The organism is Ruminococcus hominis (assembly GCF_014287355.1).
GTDB lineage: Bacteria > Bacillota > Clostridia > Lachnospirales > Lachnospiraceae > Schaedlerella > Schaedlerella hominis.
Genome location: NZ_JACOPE010000001.1, coordinates 2,564,607 through 2,582,331, shown reverse-complemented (window position 1 = coordinate 2,582,331; position 17,725 = coordinate 2,564,607). Strand labels below are relative to the sequence as shown.

Annotated in this window: 15 protein-coding genes; 11 read left to right on the top strand and 4 right to left on the bottom strand. The window is 39.4% G+C overall.

The features are described 5' to 3' along the window. Nucleotides 1–9: 9 nt before the first annotated feature. Nucleotides 10–273, bottom strand: a complete 264-nt coding sequence (locus H8S40_RS11470) for a hypothetical protein (protein ID WP_117990415.1) — start codon at nt 271–273, stop codon at nt 10–12. 114 nt (nt 274–387) lie between these two features. Between H8S40_RS11470 and H8S40_RS11465 the strand changes: the two genes are divergently transcribed. From H8S40_RS11465 to hflX, 5 genes are all read left to right on the top strand, one after another. Then, nucleotides 388–1,557: a PTS sugar transporter subunit IIC gene (locus H8S40_RS11465; protein WP_366482494.1), complete on the top strand. Its 1,170-nt coding sequence runs from the start codon at nt 388–390 to the stop codon at nt 1,555–1,557. Nucleotides 1,558–1,657: 100 nt separating this feature from the next. Continuing rightward, entirely contained in the window at nt 1,658–2,362 is a 705-nt protein-coding gene (locus tag H8S40_RS11460; protein WP_022075406.1) for a GTP pyrophosphokinase, read from the top strand. Between the two features lie 65 nt (nt 2,363–2,427). After that, nucleotides 2,428–4,287, top strand: a complete 1,860-nt coding sequence (locus tag H8S40_RS11455; RefSeq protein WP_118724215.1) for a heavy metal translocating P-type ATPase — start codon at nt 2,428–2,430, stop codon at nt 4,285–4,287. A gap of 21 nt (nt 4,288–4,308) precedes the next feature. Further along, the gene (locus tag H8S40_RS11450; RefSeq protein WP_186865265.1) at nt 4,309–4,905 is read left to right on the top strand and encodes a tetratricopeptide repeat protein; all 597 of its coding nucleotides are present in this window, start codon (nt 4,309–4,311) and stop codon (nt 4,903–4,905) included. A 9-nt stretch (nt 4,906–4,914) separates the two neighbouring features. Beyond that, on the top strand, nt 4,915–6,150 hold the full coding sequence (gene hflX / locus H8S40_RS11445; protein ID WP_366482689.1) for a GTPase HflX: 1,236 nt from the start codon (nt 4,915–4,917) through the stop codon (nt 6,148–6,150). A 110-nt stretch (nt 6,151–6,260) separates the two neighbouring features. Here the strand turns inward: hflX and pduB are convergent, their stop codons facing one another. Then, the gene (gene pduB / locus H8S40_RS11440) at nt 6,261–6,989 is read right to left on the bottom strand and encodes a microcompartment protein PduB (protein WP_022075410.1); all 729 of its coding nucleotides are present in this window, start codon (nt 6,987–6,989) and stop codon (nt 6,261–6,263) included. Nucleotides 6,990–7,019: 30 nt separating this feature from the next. Next, entirely contained in the window at nt 7,020–7,751 is a 732-nt protein-coding gene (gene ymfI / locus H8S40_RS11435; protein WP_186865263.1) for an elongation factor P 5-aminopentanone reductase, read from the bottom strand. Nucleotides 7,752–7,907: 156 nt separating this feature from the next. On the opposite strand from ymfI, the gene H8S40_RS11430 reads away from it, so the two are divergent. From H8S40_RS11430 to H8S40_RS11410, 5 genes are all read left to right on the top strand, one after another. Beyond that, complete coding sequence (locus tag H8S40_RS11430) at nt 7,908–8,477, top strand: HD domain-containing protein (protein WP_022075412.1); 570 nt, start codon at nt 7,908–7,910, stop codon at nt 8,475–8,477. Nucleotides 8,478–8,493: 16 nt separating this feature from the next. After that, complete coding sequence (locus H8S40_RS11425; protein WP_118688590.1) at nt 8,494–9,285, top strand: ParA family protein; 792 nt, start codon at nt 8,494–8,496, stop codon at nt 9,283–9,285. After that, nucleotides 9,270–10,229, top strand: a complete 960-nt coding sequence (locus tag H8S40_RS11420; RefSeq protein WP_118724210.1) for an AraC family transcriptional regulator — start codon at nt 9,270–9,272, stop codon at nt 10,227–10,229. Before H8S40_RS11425 ends, H8S40_RS11420 begins: the two co-directional genes overlap by 16 nt. A gap of 268 nt (nt 10,230–10,497) precedes the next feature. Further along, complete coding sequence (gene rhaB, locus H8S40_RS11415; RefSeq protein ID WP_186865262.1) at nt 10,498–11,898, top strand: rhamnulokinase; 1,401 nt, start codon at nt 10,498–10,500, stop codon at nt 11,896–11,898. A 122-nt stretch (nt 11,899–12,020) separates the two neighbouring features. Beyond that, on the top strand, nt 12,021–13,274 hold the full coding sequence (locus H8S40_RS11410) for an L-rhamnose isomerase (RefSeq protein ID WP_186865261.1): 1,254 nt from the start codon (nt 12,021–12,023) through the stop codon (nt 13,272–13,274). Nucleotides 13,275–14,103: 829 nt separating this feature from the next. On the opposite strand, the gene H8S40_RS11405 is transcribed toward H8S40_RS11410, so the two are convergent. Next, entirely contained in the window at nt 14,104–14,835 is a 732-nt protein-coding gene (locus H8S40_RS11405) for a phosphatase (RefSeq protein WP_118724208.1), read from the bottom strand. Between the two features lie 331 nt (nt 14,836–15,166). Here H8S40_RS11405 and H8S40_RS11400 point away from each other — a divergent pair, with 331 nt between their 5' ends. Beyond that, nucleotides 15,167–17,698: a glycyl radical protein gene (locus tag H8S40_RS11400; RefSeq protein WP_117990402.1), complete on the top strand. Its 2,532-nt coding sequence runs from the start codon at nt 15,167–15,169 to the stop codon at nt 17,696–17,698. Nucleotides 17,699–17,725: the final 27 nt, after the last annotated feature.

The following is a 17,725-nucleotide window of genomic DNA, read 5'->3' as shown; positions in this document are numbered from 1 at the left end:
TCTTCCCGTCTATTCTTCAATAATCTGTATCTCCAAATAATCAAAATCAATTGAATCTACAAAGTTATCCTGATAAAATCGAGCTTTATCATGCCTTTTAAAATCAGCAATCGTAGAGTCCAGCCAAATCGGTTTACTTAAATCAAATTCATAGCAGATCTCATCCAATGCATGAAAAATCTTATGAGTCCGGGTATCATCTGTATCATCACAGATGACTGTGTCACGGAGCATATGGTTGTCTTTGAATTCTTTTCCCCATAAACGAAACATAATAAAGGTGACCTCCTTGTTATGATTAAAAATATTCTGCAAATTATAATTTTATCTATACTTATTAAAATTTGAAAAGTAGTTCAAGTATATCATTGAAAAAGCAAAATGTCGATGATAGAATATGATGATAACGAAAATAAAATGTTGTTGTTTGCAAGGAAAAGAATGGAAGGCAGCGTTTTATATGATGCAGTTAGAAAACAAGATTTGGAAGGAAATTGCGAAATGAAAAAAGGATTGGACCGTATTTTTATTGACGGATTGAGTGGTATGGCACAGGGATTGTTTGCAACGTTGATCATTGGGACGATCATACAGCAGATTGGAGCTATGGTGACTGGTAATACAGGGGCATGGATCGTTCTGATAGGAAAGGTCGCAGCAGCGATGACAGGCGCAGGAATCGGTGTTGGCGTCGCAAGAAAATTTGAAGCAAGTCAGCTGGTTGTAGTGTCAGCAGCGACAGCAGGTATGGTAGGTGCATTTGCCGGTAAGATTTTATCGGGAGAGATTTTGCAGAATGGGGCAATTGTGTTAGCGGGACCGGGTGAACCTCTGGGAGCATTTGTTGCTGCTTATCTTGCTATTGAAGTAGGAATTTTAATTGCGGGAAAGACAAAACTGGATATATTGATCACACCGCTTGTTACTATCGGTGTCGGTTCGGCAGTAGGGCTTTTTGTGGGACCGCCGATTTCAAAATTTATGGCTTGGATAGGTTCTCTGATCAACTGGGGAACGGAGCAACAGCCGTTAATCATGGGAATTGTAGTTTCTGTATTGATGGGAATGGTTTTGACACTTCCAATTAGTTCGGCTGCAATCGGAATTGTATTGAATTTATCAGGTCTGGCAGCTGGTGCGGCAACGATAGGATGCTGCTGTAATATGGTTGGTTTTGCAGTTGCAAGTTTTCGTGAAAACGGATTTGGAGGTTTATTTGCACAGGGAATCGGAACATCAATGCTACAGGTTCCGAATATTGTGAAACGACCGGTGATTTGGCTTCCTGCAATATTATCCAGTGCAATTTTAGGACCGGTCGGAACCATGTTTTTGCATATGACTAATAATGCAACTGGGTCGGGGATGGGAACAGCCGGACTGGTGGGGCAGATTATGACCTGGCAGGTTATGACGCAGACGGAAGAACCGATGATAGTCATGATTAAAATGCTGACAATCCAGATTGTTCTGCCGGCACTTTTGACATTACTTTTTTCTGAGTATATGCGAAAGAAAAAGTGGATTCGTTATGGAGACATGAAACTGGATTTGTAGGCTGGACTATGCTATACTAAAGTATATATACTGTTTCTTAAAAATTGACAGAAATAGTGAATGGGGAAAGAAATATATTTATGAAGGAGAACGATGTCGAATGCAGGATGCAATTAAAAATTATGAGGATGTAGATAGTTGGAAGACTGTTATCTTTCTGTACAATGCAGCATTAAAAGAAGTGGGGACAAAGTTAGAAATTCTCAATGATGAGTTTCAGCATGTGCATAAATATAATCCGATTGAGCATATCAAGACGAGGGTGAAAACTCCGGAGAGTATTGTAAAAAAGTTGAAACGATATGGATATGAAACATCGATTGAGAATATGGTAAAGTATATTAATGATATTGCAGGAGTAAGGCTGATCTGTTCATTTACATCTGATATTTACAGATTAGCAGAGATGATAGGTAATCAAAGCGACCTGAAAGTGCTGACAATCAAGGATTATATTAAAAAACCGAAGGAAAGCGGATATAAGAGTTATCATATGCTGGTATCTGTTCCAATCTTTTTATCAGATAGCGTGGTTGATACGAAAGTAGAAATTCAGATTCGAACGATTGCAATGGACTTCTGGGCCAGTCTGGAACATAAGATTTACTACAAATTTGAAGGAATGGCACCGGAATATATAAGCAGGGATTTAAGAGAATGTGCACAGATGGTATCAGAGCTGGATGATAAGATGTTATCGCTCAATGAAGCAATTCAAGCGTGTCTGGAGCAGCAGGAAGGGGTACAAAAGACAGAGAGTGTTGCCAGTGTGGCGGAACATTTATTAGGAAAGAGAGAAATGTAGTCAGGTACATTCGACTTAAAAGCGGCGAGAAGTAACGTAGGCGATTGAAAAGCAGAGGGATAAGAATGACAAAAGAAGTAAAAAGTAAGCTGATCGAAATAGGAGCAGGCCTGGTTCTTTACTTGAATGCACTTTTTGCGGTAAAGCAATGGAATACAGATAGCAGAGTGGAATTGATGTTGTATATTTTTGCATATATTGTACTTTCAGTAAAGATAGTGTGGCAGACCTTTTATAATATAAAACATAAAAAACTTTTTGATGAAAATCTTCTGATGTTGGTTGCAACAATAGGAGCCATGTTTGTTGGGCGATATCGTGAGGCTGTTGCGGCCGTACTATTTTATCAGGTGGGAAATCTGGTAGAGGCTATTTCTCTGCAAAGAACAAAAAAATCAATTGCCAAATTTATGGATATCCGGCCGTCACATGCAAACTTAAAGATTGCAGGTGGAACAAGAACGGTTTCGCCTGACGAATTGATACCGGGGAATGTAATCGTGGTTAAACCGGGAGAGAGAATTCCGGTGGACGCAACAGTTACACAGGGCGTAAGTATGATAGATACAAAAGCGTTGACTGGCGAGGCAGAACCAAGAGAAGTGAAGATAGGAAGCAAGCTTTTTAGCGGAAGTATCAATCTAAGTGGAATGATCGAGGCGAGAGTTTCGAAAGTTTATGAGGAATCTATGGCAGCGAAGATTATGACCTTGGTTGAAGCGGCAAATAATAAAAAAGCAGAAACAGAAAAGCTTGCTGATCGATTTACGAGATACTATACACCAATCGTAATACTGATGGGAATTTTAGTCATGATACTTCCGCCAATGATGTTTGCGGGTCAGGATAGACATGTTTGGATTTATCGAGGATTGATTTTTCTGGTAGCTGCATGTCCATGTGGTCTGTTAGTATCGGTTCCACTTGCATTTTTAGGTGGAATCGGAGCAGCATCCAGACAAGGTGTATTGATCAAAGGAAGTAATTATCTGGAAGCCTTATCACAGACAGAAACATTTGTGTTTGATAAGACAGGAACTTTAACGGAAGGTGTATTTACTGTCAAAGAGATTTGTCCGCGAGGAATGTCTGAACAGAAGTTACTGGAGCTTGCCGCATATGGGGAGGTTCATTCAAATCATCCAATCGCACAGTCATTAAGGGAGGCCTATGGAAAAACAATTGATACAGCAAGAGTTTCTCATACAAGGGAATATTCTGGCTTTGGAGTGGAATCAATTGTAGATGGACAAGTTGTCTTTGCCGGAAATGCAAAATATATGAATAAGCAAGGCTTTTATTATCAGCCGGTATCGGATATCGGAACAGCGGTTCATATAGCGGTAGATGGAGAATATGCCGGATATATTTTAATCTCGGATATTATTCGACCAGGTGTGAAAAAGATGGTACGATGGCTTGACAGACATCAGATCGAGTCCGTTATGCTGACAGGTGACAATGACAGAGTGGCAGAAGATGTTGCCAGAAAAATAGGAATCCACTCTGTTTTTGCAAACTTAATGCCGGAGGATAAAGTAGAACAGTTAGAAGACTTTATGGAAAGCCGGATTGAAGAGGAAAAACTTGCGTTTGTCGGGGATGGAATCAATGACGCGCCGGTTCTTGCACGTGCTGATATCGGAATTGCCATGGGAGGACTGGGAGCAGATGCAGCACTTGAAGCTGCAGATATTATTTTGATGGAAGATGAGCCGATTAAAATTGTAAATGCGATTCGGATTTCCAAAGGGACAATTCGGGCAGTGAAGCAGAATATGATTTTTGCAATCGGCATGAAAGTATATTTGCTGGTGCTGGCATTATTTGGTTATGTATCTATGGAGAATGCCATCATTGCGGATGTCGGTGTAATGTTATTAAATATTTTAAATTCATTCTGGATATTGAAATATCCGGAATAAAGACGAAAATGGAGAATGAAAATGAAGAATCAAATGCAATTTATTCGAAACTGTGGATTGGTGATTTTGACAATGTCTTGTTTACTTACAGGATGTTCAAATGCAGGAAAAGCAGGAATAAAAGCAATGGAAAAGGAAGATTATAAAGAAGCGGTTACTCAGTTTACACAGGCTGCAAGTACAGCAGAGGCGAAAGGAAAGAAAGAGAATGCTGCGGAAGCTTATCGCGGACTGGGAATGGCATACTATGAATTAAAAGAGTATGATAAAGTCCTGGAAAGTATGCAGAAAGCGTTAGATGATGGAGTTCAGAGAACTGCCGAGCTTTACAATATTATGGGAGTGTCTGCAATGCAGCAGGAGGATTATGAATCTGCATTAAAATATTTTGACGAAGGAATTTCATATGCACAGTCAAAGGATGCGGTAAATGCATCGAAATCAAAAAAAGAAGTTGATTATTCTGATCTCATACAGGAGATGAGATACAATCAGGTTGTGTGTTATGAAAAACAGGAAAACTGGGAAGAAGCTAAGAATGCGGCAAATGAGTATATTGCAGACTACCCGAATGACAAGGATATAGAAAAAGAAGTAGAATTTTTGGAGACAAGATAGTTTATGACGATGTATGAGTTAAAAGAAGCCGAAGAAAAAGTGATTTTGGTCGGAGTTCAGTTAAATGAAAACGAACCGGCAGAAGAGTCATTGGATGAGCTTGGCGAACTGGCAAAAACTGCAGGAGCTGAAGTTGTGGGAAGAATGATACAAAGCAGAGAGTATATTCATCCGGCAACTTATATAGGAAAAGGAAAAATAACCGAACTCAAAGAACTGTTGTGGGAAACAGATGCCACAGGAATTATTTGTGATGATGAACTGACATCTGTGCAATTAAAAAATCTGGAACAGGAGTTAGGGTGTAAAATCATTGATCGTACGCTATTGATCCTGGATATTTTTGCGGCAAGAGCAGTATCAAGTGAAGGTAAGATACAGGTAGAACTTGCACAATTAAAATATAGAGCATCAAGATTGATTGGACTGGGAAATTCATTGTCCAGACTGGGAGGCGGAATTGGTACAAGAGGTCCCGGAGAGAAAAAACTGGAGATGGATAGGCGTTTGATTCGAGAACGAATCAGCAGATTAAAAAAAGAACTGCGCGAGGTGGAACAGCACCGTGAATTGATCCGGACACAGCGTAAGGATTCTAATCTGAAAGTGGCAGCCCTTGTAGGATATACTTCCGCAGGAAAGAGCAGTTTGGAGAATGCACTGACCGGGGCAGGAATTTTAGAAGATGCCATGCTCTTCTCAACATTGGATACAACGACCAGAGCGTTAGAACTGGAAGGAAAACAACAGGTACTTTTGACGGATACCGTAGGTTTTATCCGCAAATTGCCACATCATTTGATAGAGGCATTTAAAAGTACTCTGGAAGAAGCAAAATATGCAGATATTATAATTCATGTTGTAGATGCTTCAAACCCTCAGATGGATACACAGATGTATGTAGTATATGATACACTGCGTCAGTTAGGCGTAGAAGGAAAGCCTATTATTACACTGTTTAATAAGCAGGATAAATTGGAAGCACCACAAATGTTTCGCGATCTGCATGCAGACTATACATTTGCAGTGTCAGCAAAGACCGGACAGGGACTGGATGAACTGAAAGGGGCATTGCTTGATATCATCCGGCAGGATCAGATTTATGTGGAACGATTGTATGATTTTTCTGAAGCCGGTAGAATTCAATTGATTCGAAAACATGGGCAGCTTTTAGAAGAGAAATATGTTGAAGAAGGAATTGCAGTAAAGGCATATGTACCGAAGTCAATCTATGGAAGAATATAAGCAGAGGTTAAAATGGTAAAAAAGGATGACAATATACACTACAAAAAAGTGGAGATTGTCATCCTTTATGTTTTACGTTCGAAGTTGATTCAGAGTAACAAAAGCATGGGTTATTCTAAGAAAGGTTTTCCGGGACTCTTTGGATAGCTGCCCATAGAGACGAGAAGCTGTAAACCAATATCACGGGCTGTCAGTACTGCATTTTTTACAGCACTGGCATCACCGGTCACAGCAACAATCACTTCATTGGAATGACTGGTTCCACGATCCGGAGTCATATATTTTACAATCTCTACAGAAGCAGATTTAACAGCTAAATCAGCCATAACCATTCCAATTGCAGCAGGAGAACCACAGAAAAAGCCAAAAGGTTTTCCGATTGGTGCATCAAAAGCAAGATTCAGAGCCTGGTCTGCATTTGCAGAGAAGGTAAATTCCAAATGTCCGGCATCGCTGATATAAAGTTCTCCGGCATATTTTTCAGTGTATTCGAGTGCAATTTCTACAGCACGACGGACATCTGAAACGTTGTCTCCGCCGATGATAATATAGTTACCATGTCCGCCCCAGCCTTTTGTGTCGCGTGGCAGTTCAATGGATACGATTTCAGTGTTTGTAGATTTAACTGCTTCGTCGACAGCGTTAATCTGTCCGGCAGCACCGGTACGAGAGCTGAGAAGACCTAAGCTTCGGTAGGGCTTTTTTAAATTCATTTGTTTCAAAAGCATCGGATCAACTCCGGGAATGACCAGTCCAATTGTATCTAATACAGTTGTTCCGACAAATTCTGTCATAGAACAGTTCATAGATATTTTTTCTATTTCATGTACGTTAATCATAATGTATCTCCAATCATAAATTCATTTGAATTAAATAAATCCGCCGTCCAGTCCGATAATCTGTCCGGTTAAATAATTATGGTTTTCAGAAAGGTCAAATGCCAGCTGACCGACTTCCGCTGCGGTTCCGAAACGCCCGGCAGGAATTTCTTCAGAGAGATCCTGGCGCTCTTCATCTGAAAATACAGCATTCATTTCTGTATCGATCACTCCGCATGCAATTGCATTGACCTGGATATTACTTGGGGCCAGTTCTTTTGCAAGGGCCATTGTAAGCCCATTCATCCCAGCCTTTGTGGCAGAATAGGCGGCTTCGCAGGAAGCTCCGACTCTTCCCCACATAGAGGAAATGTTGATAATCTTTCCCTTTTTTTGCCGGACCATATAAGGAATTGCAGCACGGGAACAATAAAACGAAGAAGAAAGATTTGTATTTAAAATACACGTCCATTCTTCGTCGCTCATATCTGTTAACAATCCCACATAAGAAATACCGGCATTGTTGATAAGTACATCCAATCCGGGAGCAATGGTGGAAATCTTTTCAAAAATCGCTCGTACAGTATCAGGATTGCCGACATCACCGGGAACTAAGGTGCAAGTTCCACCTTGCTGAGTAATAGAATCAGCAACCTTTTGAAGTGCATCGATTGATTTATTACAATTTAAAAATATATGATAACCATGTGCTGCGAAAGTGAAAGCGCAGGCAGCACCGATTCCGCGGGATGCACCGGTTATCAAAACATGTTTTTTGTGCATAAAGAGTACCTCACTATTATTTTTATTATAACGGATTTATATATAGAAAAGCAAACATCATTTGCTTTTTTTCGTTGAGTATCAAAATTAATTATGATATCATTTTCTATAGAAGTCAAAGAAAAGTAACAGTTCTATATTCGAGGAGGAAAAAAGATGCTGGATGAAGCGATTCTATTTGCAACGAAAGCACATGAAGGACAATTTCGAAAAGGAACAAAGAAACCTTATATCGTGCACCCGTTAGAAGTAAAAGACATTGTGATGACAATGACAGAAGATGAAGAAATCATCTGTGCTGCAGTGCTTCATGATACAATAGAGGATTGCAAAGATGTATCGGAGAAAACAATTTGCACACAGTTTGGTGAAAGAGTTGCAAAGCTGGTAGTGGGTGAGAGCGAGGATAAGACAAGAACATGGGTAGAAAGAAAGTCAGCTACCATTGAACATTTAAAAAATGCATCTGAGGAATTACAGATGATTGGTCTGGCAGATAAATTATCTAATCTGAGGGACATTAACAGAGATTATCCGATATTCGGAGAAGAATTGTGGCTGCGGTTCCGTATGAAAAATAAGGATGCTATGGGATGGTATTATAAAAATATCCGAGACGTTTTAAGACCAGGCTTTGAAGGGCAGGAGGCGTATGCGGAATATTCTCAGTTGGTCGACAAGATTTTTGGGAAAGAACCTGCTGATGAATCGTGGAGAGAGCAATAGAAAGAAGGATTTAGCTATGGGAAAAACAAAAGTAATCTGTTTTGCAAATAATAAAGGGGGAAGCGGAAAGTCAACAACTTGTGCCAATGTAGGATATGGTCTGACACAGCTTGGGAAAAAAGTCCTTCTGATCGATGGAGACATGCAGTTGAATCTTTCACTGTCATTATTTGACGAGGATAAAGTACTTGCATTTGCTCAGAGTGATAAGAACTTATATGAAGGGATTCGAAAACAGGCTGATTTGACAGATTATATCGTGAAGTCGGACTTTGAAAATCTGGATTTGATCCCATCTTCAACACTGATGAGTTCAATTGAGTATGAGCTTTTTACAAAGTGGCAGAGAGAATACATTTTAAAGAAAGGAATTTCTAAAATTGTAGAGAAAGAATTATATGACTACATTTTAATCGATGCACCACCGACACTTGGCGGCTGGGTGATGAATATTTTATGTGCATCGGACGAAGTGATAATTCCGGTAGAATCTACACCTTGGGGATTATTCGGATTAGGAAATATGTTCGAATTTTTAGAAGAGGTCAAACAAATTGCACCGGATTTACAAATCGGAGGCGTGCTGATCACAAAAGTAGATACAAGAAAGAGCTATTTTAAACAGACATTAGAAGTGTTGCAGGATTTGGAAAATGTCAGAGTGTTTGATACATATATTCGAGTAGACAGTACTGTAGAATGGTCTCAGGATGATCATAGACCGATTATGGCTTACAAAAAAAGCAGCCGTAGTGCAAAAGAGTATATGGCACTGACGGAGGAAATTGCAGGATGCACAAAGAACTGATCGATGCGCTTTCTGTCATTACAGAAGAAGAACAGCGCATTTTGAATGAACAGAAGGGAATAGATCGTGGGCTCTATACGGGGAAAAAAGAGCTGGTTATTGACAGCGAAAAGCTTTTGCAAAAAGGGAAGCTGATCCAGGTTAGGCCACATACAAGATTCGTGAATTTTCCAAAGCATCGGCATAATTATGTGGAATTGATTTACATGTGTCAGGGCAGTACAACACATTATATTGATGGAAATAAAGTTGTGTTGGAGCAGGGCGATTTGCTATTTTTAAATCAACATGCTCAGCAGGAAATACTGCCGGCAGGGAAAGAAGATATTGCCGTGAATTTTATCATTTTGCCGGAATTTTTCAACATGGCATTTTCTATGATGGGTGCGGAAGATAATATTCTTAAGGAATTTCTTGTAGGAACACTCTGTGGAAAAGATGGGAAGACATCCTATTTATATTTTCATGTTGCAGATATTTTACCAATTCAGAATCTGATGGAAAATATGGTTTGGACCATTTTTTATGATATAGGAAATAAACGAAGCTGTAATCAGATTACGATGGGACTTATGTTGCTTCAGTTATTAAATCATATGGACAAAATGGAAACAGGAAATGCCGGATTTGATAACGAATTGACCGGAACAGTTCTAAATTATATAGAGGAACATTATAAAAATGGAAGCTTGTCAGAACTGGCTGAAATCATGAATTATGATGTATATTGGCTGAGCAAGGCAATTAAAAAGCAGACCGGTAAGACTTATAAAGAATTACTGCAGTCAAAACGTATGAGTCAGGCGGCGTATTTACTTACGAATAGTACATTGCCGGTTGCAGATATTATTGAATCAGTAGGATATGATAATACAAGTTATTTTTATAGAAAGTTTAAAGAATGGTATGGCATGGGCCCAAAGGAGTATCGGGCGGGGAAATGATGGTGAATTCATTTATTGTTCAGCCATGCAGCTCGAATCCGTTGCATAGCAACTACTTCTCGCTGTATGGCGTTTGCCATATGCAAAAATAAACACAGTCTTATATAAGCAAGCTTATAAAGATTGTGTTTATTTTTGCGCATGGCTGAACTTGTGGTGCAAATAAGGTCTCATTTGTTTTCAAATGGAGACCTTTTTTTGTATTTTTTTACAATTTATAATGTACTCATACAAGAAAATTAGTGAAAATACAAGAAGGAGGCACACAATGAGCAAGTATTATTTAGCAATTGATATTGGGGCATCAAGCGGACGTCACATGCTTGCATCCATGGTCAATGGAAAAATACAGCTGGAAGAAGTGTATCGTTTCCCGAACGGAATGGATAACAAGAATGGTACACTGTGTTGGGATGTAGAGAGACTGTTTACAGAGATAAAAAATGGACTGAAAAAATGTAAAGAAATCGGCAAAATTCCATCTTATATGGGAATTGACACATGGGGTGTTGATTACGTGTTGTTGGACAAGGATGATAAAATCCTTGGCGAGACAGTTGGATATCGCGATAACCGAACAAATGGAATGGATGCAAAAGTGTATGAGACAATTTCACTTTCAGCATTATACGAGAGAACAGGAATCCAGAAACAGATTTTCAATACAATATATCAGTTGATGGCGGTGAAAGAGTCACACCCAGAATATCTGGAGCAGGCAAAATCAATCCTTATGATTCCGGATTATTTCCATTTCCTTCTTACAGGAGAGAAGAAAAACGAGTATACTAACGCAACAACAGGACAGCTTGTGAATGCAAAGACAAATGAGTGGGACTATGAGCTGATCGATATGCTTGGATACAACAAAGAAATGTTCCAGCCAGTATCGATGCCGGGAACAGTTGTTGGTGAATTTACAAAAGCAATTCAGGAAGAGGTCGGTTTCAACTGTACTGTTGTCCTTCCTGCAACACATGATACAGGTTCGGCAGTACTTGCAGTTCCGACAAACGATGACAATGCAATTTACATCAGCTCTGGAACATGGTCGCTGATGGGAATTGAAAGAAAAGAAGCAGACTGCTCTATGAAGAGTATGCAATCAAACTTCACAAATGAAGGTGGATACGACCATCGTTTCCGTTTCCTGAAAAATATCATGGGACTTTGGATGATCCAGTCTGTAAAGAAAGAATTTACAGAAGACCTTTCCTTTGCAGAAATTTGCGAAAGAGCTTCAAAAGAAACAATTTCATCTATCGTAGATTGTAATGACGATTGCTTCCTTGCTCCAAAGAGTATGATTGAAGCAGTGAAGAAATTCTGTCAGGATACAGAACAGCAGATTCCTGAAACAGTAGGAGAAATCGCGGCTGTTATTTATAACAGTCTTGCAAAATGTTATGGCGATACAATCGAGGAAATCGAAGCACTGACAGGCGAGCATTACTCAACAATCTATGTTGTCGGTGGTGGTGCAAATGCAGGATATTTAAATGAATTGACTGCAAAATATACAGGAAGAAGAGTTTCAGCAGGACCATCCGAAGCCACAGCCATCGGAAATATTATTGTTCAGATGCTTCACGACAAAACATTTAAGAGTCTTCCGGAAGCAAGAACATGTATCGGTGAGTCATTTGATGTGAAAATCTATGAGAACTAAATAATATAGACATAAAAATCTACGAGAACTAAATAATACAGACATAAAAATATACGAAATTAAAATAAAGATATAGACATTTACGAAAACGAAATTATAAAAGTAAAATGGAGGATTAAAAAATGACAAGATATGAATCAGCAAAAGAAATTTATGCAAAATTAGGTGTAGACACAGACGCTGCAATTGAAAAATGTATGCAGATTCCTGTTTCACTTCACTGCTGGCAGGGAGATGACGTAACAGGATTTGACCATGATGGACCTCTGACAGGTGGAATCCAGACAACAGGAAATTATCCTGGAAAAGCAAGAACTCCGGAAGAATTATTAGCAGATATGGATAAGGCAATGAGCCTGATGCCAGGAAAGAAAAAAATTAATGTACATGCATGCTATGCAATTTTTGAAGATGGCGAGTTTGTAGATCGTGACAAATTGGAGCCAAAACATTTCCAGAAATGGGTTGATTTTGCAAAAGAAAGAGGAATGGGACTTGATTTTAACCCAACATTTTTCTCACATCCAATGGTAAAAGATGGATTGACATTGTCAAGCCCGGATGAAGAAGTAAGAAAATTCTGGATTGAACATGGAAAAGCCTGCATTCGTATTTCGCAGTATTTTGCAGAGCAGACAGGAATTCCTTGTGTTATGAATATCTGGATAGGAGACGGATTTAAGGATGTACCGGCTGACCGTATGGGACCACGTGTACGTTATAAAGAATCTATTGATGCAATCCTTGCAGAGCCATTTGATACAAATCTTGTAAAACCATGTGTTGAGTCAAAAGTATTCGGAATCGGTGTAGAAGCATATACAGTAGGTTCAGCAGAATTTTCTTTAAGCTATGCGGCAATGAACAAAGATAAATGCCTGCCACTTATGGATAATGGACATTATCATCCAACAGAGGTTGTTTCAGATAAGATTCCTGCACTTTTAACATTCTTCCCTGAAATCGCTCTGCACGTAACACGTCCGATTCGTTGGGATTCAGACCATGTAGTATTGTTTGATGATGAAACAAAAGAAATCGCACAGGAAATCGTTCGCTGCGAAGGTGGAATTGAGCGTACATATATTGCATTGGATTACTTTGATGCATCAATCAATCGTATTTCTGCATGGGTAACAGGATTTAGAAGCTTCCAGAAAGCGTTATTGAATGCTCTGTGTACACCAAGTGCAATGCTCAAAGAGCTTCAGGATACAAATCAGATGTCTAAGAAAATGGTAATGATGGAAGAGTGCAAGACACTTCCAATCGGAGATATCTGGGAAGAATACTGCAACAGATGCGGTGTGGCAGCAGAAGGATGGTTTGACGATGTTGCTAAATACGAAGAAGAGGTTCTGTCTAAGAGAGCGTAGTTGCTATTTAGTTCACTAAATGGCAATATGTTCCTTACAAAAAAATTGATATAAGAATTCTTGCTCAGATTCCATGAGCGGGTGACACATAAGAGCGTAAATTTTTGCTAAAAGCAAATGAATTTGAACTCAAACTTGCTGCTACGCAGCTTCAAACATGTTCGTTCAAATTCATTAACACAAAAATTTACGCTCTAAGTGTCTCCAACGCTCACTCCATATTCGCTCGAATTTTTTATATCAATTTTTTTGTAAGTAATGTATCGGCTCAGGTCATGGAGTTCAAAGAATAGGGGAGATATTTGTGATAGTGGATTTTCTGGAAGTGAGGATGCAAAAATTCAGTTGGGTGTATCTGCAAGGTGTAGAAAGGGCAGGTTGAGGATGCAAAATTTCTGTGGGAGGTATCTGCAAGGTGTAGAAAGAGCGGATTGAGGATGCAAAATTTTTGCGGGGAGTATCCTCAGGTTATCGAAAACGTGGGATGTAGATGCAAGATTTGCGAAGGAAGTATCTTTAAATCCCAGAAAAGACAAGATGTAGATGCAATTTATACATGACAGGCAGGCTGAATAGCATCTGCAACAATGAATATCAAGGCAGTGCAGATACATCAGTTGTCAAAAAAGCATCTGCGACAGCAAATAAACCTAGGATGTAGATACATCAGATCCCAGAAAAGTAAATCCTTCATCATTCCACCTATTTCAATCACGATACACCACAAAGCAAGAAAAAGACTATGCAATCCAGCGAATTGGAGTCGGGCTTGCCCGACGAAGCTGAGCAGGAGTGCATAGTCTTTTTCTTGCTTTGAGGGCATCGTGAACTAAATAGCAACTTTCCTCTTCTCCAGCCAGCTCATCAATTCATTAGTTGAATAATTCAACACCAACTCTTTCGGAAATTCCGCCTGTTCCACCAATTCCAATGCATATCGAAAATCTCCCACATGTTCCGGACCGTGGCTGTCACTCGATAATAACACCGGATAATGAAAATGTTTGCACAAATTCAAAATCATCAAATCGTTAAATTTTGTATCTCCGCGATATCCATCCGGGCTAAGTGAACTATTGTTAATTTCTAATATGACTTGATGTTCCATTGCAGATTTGATAATTGCCAAATAATCAACAGGATATTTGACATCATCGCAGTGTCCGAGAATAGATACAAAAGGATTCTCCATAGCACGAAGATAAGCCTTTGTATTTTCAGCCTCTGTACCAGGTTTGAGGACAGGTTTATGAATACTGGCAATGACATAGTCAAGTCCTGCAAGTAAAGAATCTTCCAAATCTAAAGTTCCATTGTAATCTGTAATATTAGCTTCGATACCATAAAGCATATTTATCCCAAGCCGTTTACGGGCAGCCATAGGGAGACTACGGAAATAAGAAGGTTTTCCGCCTCCTAATGTCGCCGGACCATGGTCTGATATTCCGAGTAATTTTAAGTGAGCAGCCGAAGCAGCCTTTACCATATCAGTAATAGTTGCGGTGGATGCGTGACCACTGGCAATTGTATGAGTATGAATGTCTAGTTCAATTGAAAACACAACAAATCCCTCACTTTCCTTTTGTTTAAAATGTATAAATAAGTTTGCTATTGAGTAAAAATTAGATGCAATTTATTAAAAAATATATTAGAATAGAATTATATTAAATACTTTAAACCCAGTATGGATTGTTTTGTGACGGATGTCAATATAAAAATGCGAAAAAAAGAGATGTTTAGAATGAAAACCAACATAAAAATGTGGGATTCTGTTGTTTTCAGAATTGTTTATACGGATAAAAGTATTGGGATTTGTTGTGATTTCGTTGACTTAATGGCGTTCGTGAAGTATAATAACAATAACTGGGCAGAGGAAAGGAGAAGAACGAAAAATGGGACTATATACCTATGATAATACGGCTATTCCGAAATCGGATAGAATCCCTAAACTGGTCGAGAATCTTTATGCGAAGATGCCGGAGATTGAGTCAGCCAGAGCAAGGCTGATTACAGAATCTTATAAGCAGACAGAGAATGAACCAATCATCATACGTCGTGCGAAAGCATTTGAACATATATTGGAAAATATTCCAATCGTGATTCGTGATCTTGAGTTGATTGTTGGTAGCACAACACTTGCACCAAGAGGATGTCAGACATATCCAGAATTCTCATATGAGTGGCTGGAAGCAGAGTTTGATACAGTAGAGACCAGATCAGCAGATCCATTTTACATTTCAGAGCAGACAAAGCAGGAGATTAAAGAAGCAGATGCCTATTGGAAAGGAAAAACGACCAGTGAACTGGCAACTGCTTATATGGAACCTGAGACATTGACTGCAATGGAACATAATATGTTCACACCGGGAAACTATTTCTATAATGGTGTAGGACACGTTACAGTAAAATACTGGGAAGTGTTAGATATTGGATTTGCAGGGATCAGAGAAAAGGCAGAAGCTGAACTTGCATCAATCAGCTATGCAGATGGTAATTACCAGAAGAAGTCAAGACTTCTGCAGGCAATGATCATTAGTTGTAATGCAGCAATCAATTACGCAAGAAGATATGCACAACTTGCACTGGATGAGGCGCAGAAATGCACAGATGAAAAACGAAAACTGGAATTACTTCAGATTGCTCAGAACTGTGTGAATGTACCAGAAAAAGGTGCAACAAGCTTTTATGAAGCATGTCAGTCATTTTGGTTTGTACAGCAGCTGCTTCAGATTGAATCGAGTGGACATTCTATTTCACCGGGACGATTTGATCAGTACATGTATCCTTATTATAAGAAGGATCTCGATAGCGGCAAACTTACAAGAGAGTTTGCACAGGAACTGATCGATTGTATTTTTGTTAAGTTAAATGACTTGAACAAATGTCGTGACGGCGCTTCAGCAGAGGGATTTGCAGGATATAGCTTGTTCCAGAATATGATTGTTGGTGGACAGAATTCAGAAGGAATTGATGTGACAAATGATTTGTCGTTTATGTGTATTGATGCTTCGCATCATGTATTTCTTCCGGCACCATCACTTTCTATCCGTGTATGGAATGGAACACCTCATGATCTGATGATCAAAGCAGCAGAGCTGACAAGAACCGGTATTGGACTTCCGGCCTATTATAATGATGAAGTGATCATTCCTTCATTGATGAGCAGAGGTGTAACACTGGAAGATGCAAGAGACTATAACATTATCGGCTGTGTAGAACCACAGAAAGCCGGTAAGACAGACGGATGGCATGATGCAGCATTCTTTAATATGTGTCGTCCATTGGAATTGGTATTCCACAATGGTAAGGACAAAGGTGTTCAGGTTGGACCACAGACAGGTAATGTGGAAGATATGGATACATTTGAGAAGTTCTACCATGCTTATAAAGTTCAGATGGAATACATGATCAAATTGTTGGTTAACGCTGATAATGCCATAGATATGGCACATGCTGAGAGATGTCCGTTACCATTCCTATCATCTATGATCGATGATTGTATGAAGAGTGGTAAATCGGTGCAGGAAGGTGGAGCTGTTTACAATTTCACAGGACCACAGGGATTTGGAATTGCAAATATGGCAGATTCATTATATGTAGTGAAAACACTTGTATATGACGAGAAAAAATTGTCAATGAAAGAACTGAAAGAAGCTTTGACAACAAACTATGGTCATGGTTTGAATCAGGAAGACATTGCAGCGATGACATCAGAGGTTGCACAGGATATGGCAGCAGCCGGACAGCAGGTAGGACCGACAGAGATTGCAGCAATTTTGCAGAGTGTAGTGGCAGCGGTTGAATCTCCGGAAGCAAAGGCAAATGGAGAACGCATCCTTAAGATGATCGAAGAGGTTCCAAAATTTGGTAACGACGATCCGGAAGTAGATGCATTTGCAAGAGATGTTGCTTATACATATACAAAGCCAATGTTGAAATATTACAATCCAAGAGGTGGACAGTTCCAGGCAGGTCTTTATCCAGTATCTGCAAATGTTCCTCTGGGAGCACAGACTGGAGCAACACCGGATGGAAGATTTGCATATCAGCCTGTAGCAGATGGCGTTTCTCCATCAGCAGGTAAAGATGTGAATGGACCAACAGCAGCAGCTAATTCGGTTTCAAGACTGGATCATGGAATTGCATCAAACGGAACATTATTTAATCAGAAGTTCCACCCATCTGCATTAAGCGGAAGAAGAGGACTTGAGAATTTTGTGGGATTGATTCGCTCTTACTTTGATCAAAAAGGAAGTCATATGCAGTTTAACGTAGTCAGTAGAGAAACATTGTTGGATGCACAGAAACATCCGGAACAGTATAAACATTTAGTTGTTCGTGTTGCAGGTTATAGTGCATTGTTCACAACGTTATCAAAATCTTTGCAGGATGATATCATTCGTAGAACAGAGCAGGGATTTTAAAATATTACAGTTCGCATTTGAACAGTG

What these genes read in the sequence shown, in the direction of transcription:
- H8S40_RS11470 (WP_117990415.1), bottom strand. Translation starts at nt 273, where the DNA reads ATGTTTCGTTTATGGGGAAAAGAATTCAAAGACAACCATATGCTCCGT.
- H8S40_RS11465 (WP_366482494.1), top strand. Translation starts at nt 388, where the DNA reads ATGATAGAATATGATGATAACGAAAATAAAATGTTGTTGTTTGCAAGG.
- H8S40_RS11460 (WP_022075406.1), top strand. Translation starts at nt 1,658, where the DNA reads ATGCAGGATGCAATTAAAAATTATGAGGATGTAGATAGTTGGAAGACT.
- H8S40_RS11455 (WP_118724215.1), top strand. Translation starts at nt 2,428, where the DNA reads ATGACAAAAGAAGTAAAAAGTAAGCTGATCGAAATAGGAGCAGGCCTG.
- H8S40_RS11450 (WP_186865265.1), top strand. Translation starts at nt 4,309, where the DNA reads ATGAAGAATCAAATGCAATTTATTCGAAACTGTGGATTGGTGATTTTG.
- hflX (WP_366482689.1), top strand. Translation starts at nt 4,915, where the DNA reads ATGTATGAGTTAAAAGAAGCCGAAGAAAAAGTGATTTTGGTCGGAGTT.
- pduB (WP_022075410.1), bottom strand. Translation starts at nt 6,989, where the DNA reads ATGATTAACGTACATGAAATAGAAAAAATATCTATGAACTGTTCTATG.
- ymfI (WP_186865263.1), bottom strand. Translation starts at nt 7,751, where the DNA reads ATGCACAAAAAACATGTTTTGATAACCGGTGCATCCCGCGGAATCGGT.
- H8S40_RS11430 (WP_022075412.1), top strand. Translation starts at nt 7,908, where the DNA reads ATGCTGGATGAAGCGATTCTATTTGCAACGAAAGCACATGAAGGACAA.
- H8S40_RS11425 (WP_118688590.1), top strand. Translation starts at nt 8,494, where the DNA reads ATGGGAAAAACAAAAGTAATCTGTTTTGCAAATAATAAAGGGGGAAGC.
- H8S40_RS11420 (WP_118724210.1), top strand. Translation starts at nt 9,270, where the DNA reads ATGCACAAAGAACTGATCGATGCGCTTTCTGTCATTACAGAAGAAGAA.
- rhaB (WP_186865262.1), top strand. Translation starts at nt 10,498, where the DNA reads ATGAGCAAGTATTATTTAGCAATTGATATTGGGGCATCAAGCGGACGT.
- H8S40_RS11410 (WP_186865261.1), top strand. Translation starts at nt 12,021, where the DNA reads ATGACAAGATATGAATCAGCAAAAGAAATTTATGCAAAATTAGGTGTA.
- H8S40_RS11400 (WP_117990402.1), top strand. Translation starts at nt 15,167, where the DNA reads ATGGGACTATATACCTATGATAATACGGCTATTCCGAAATCGGATAGA.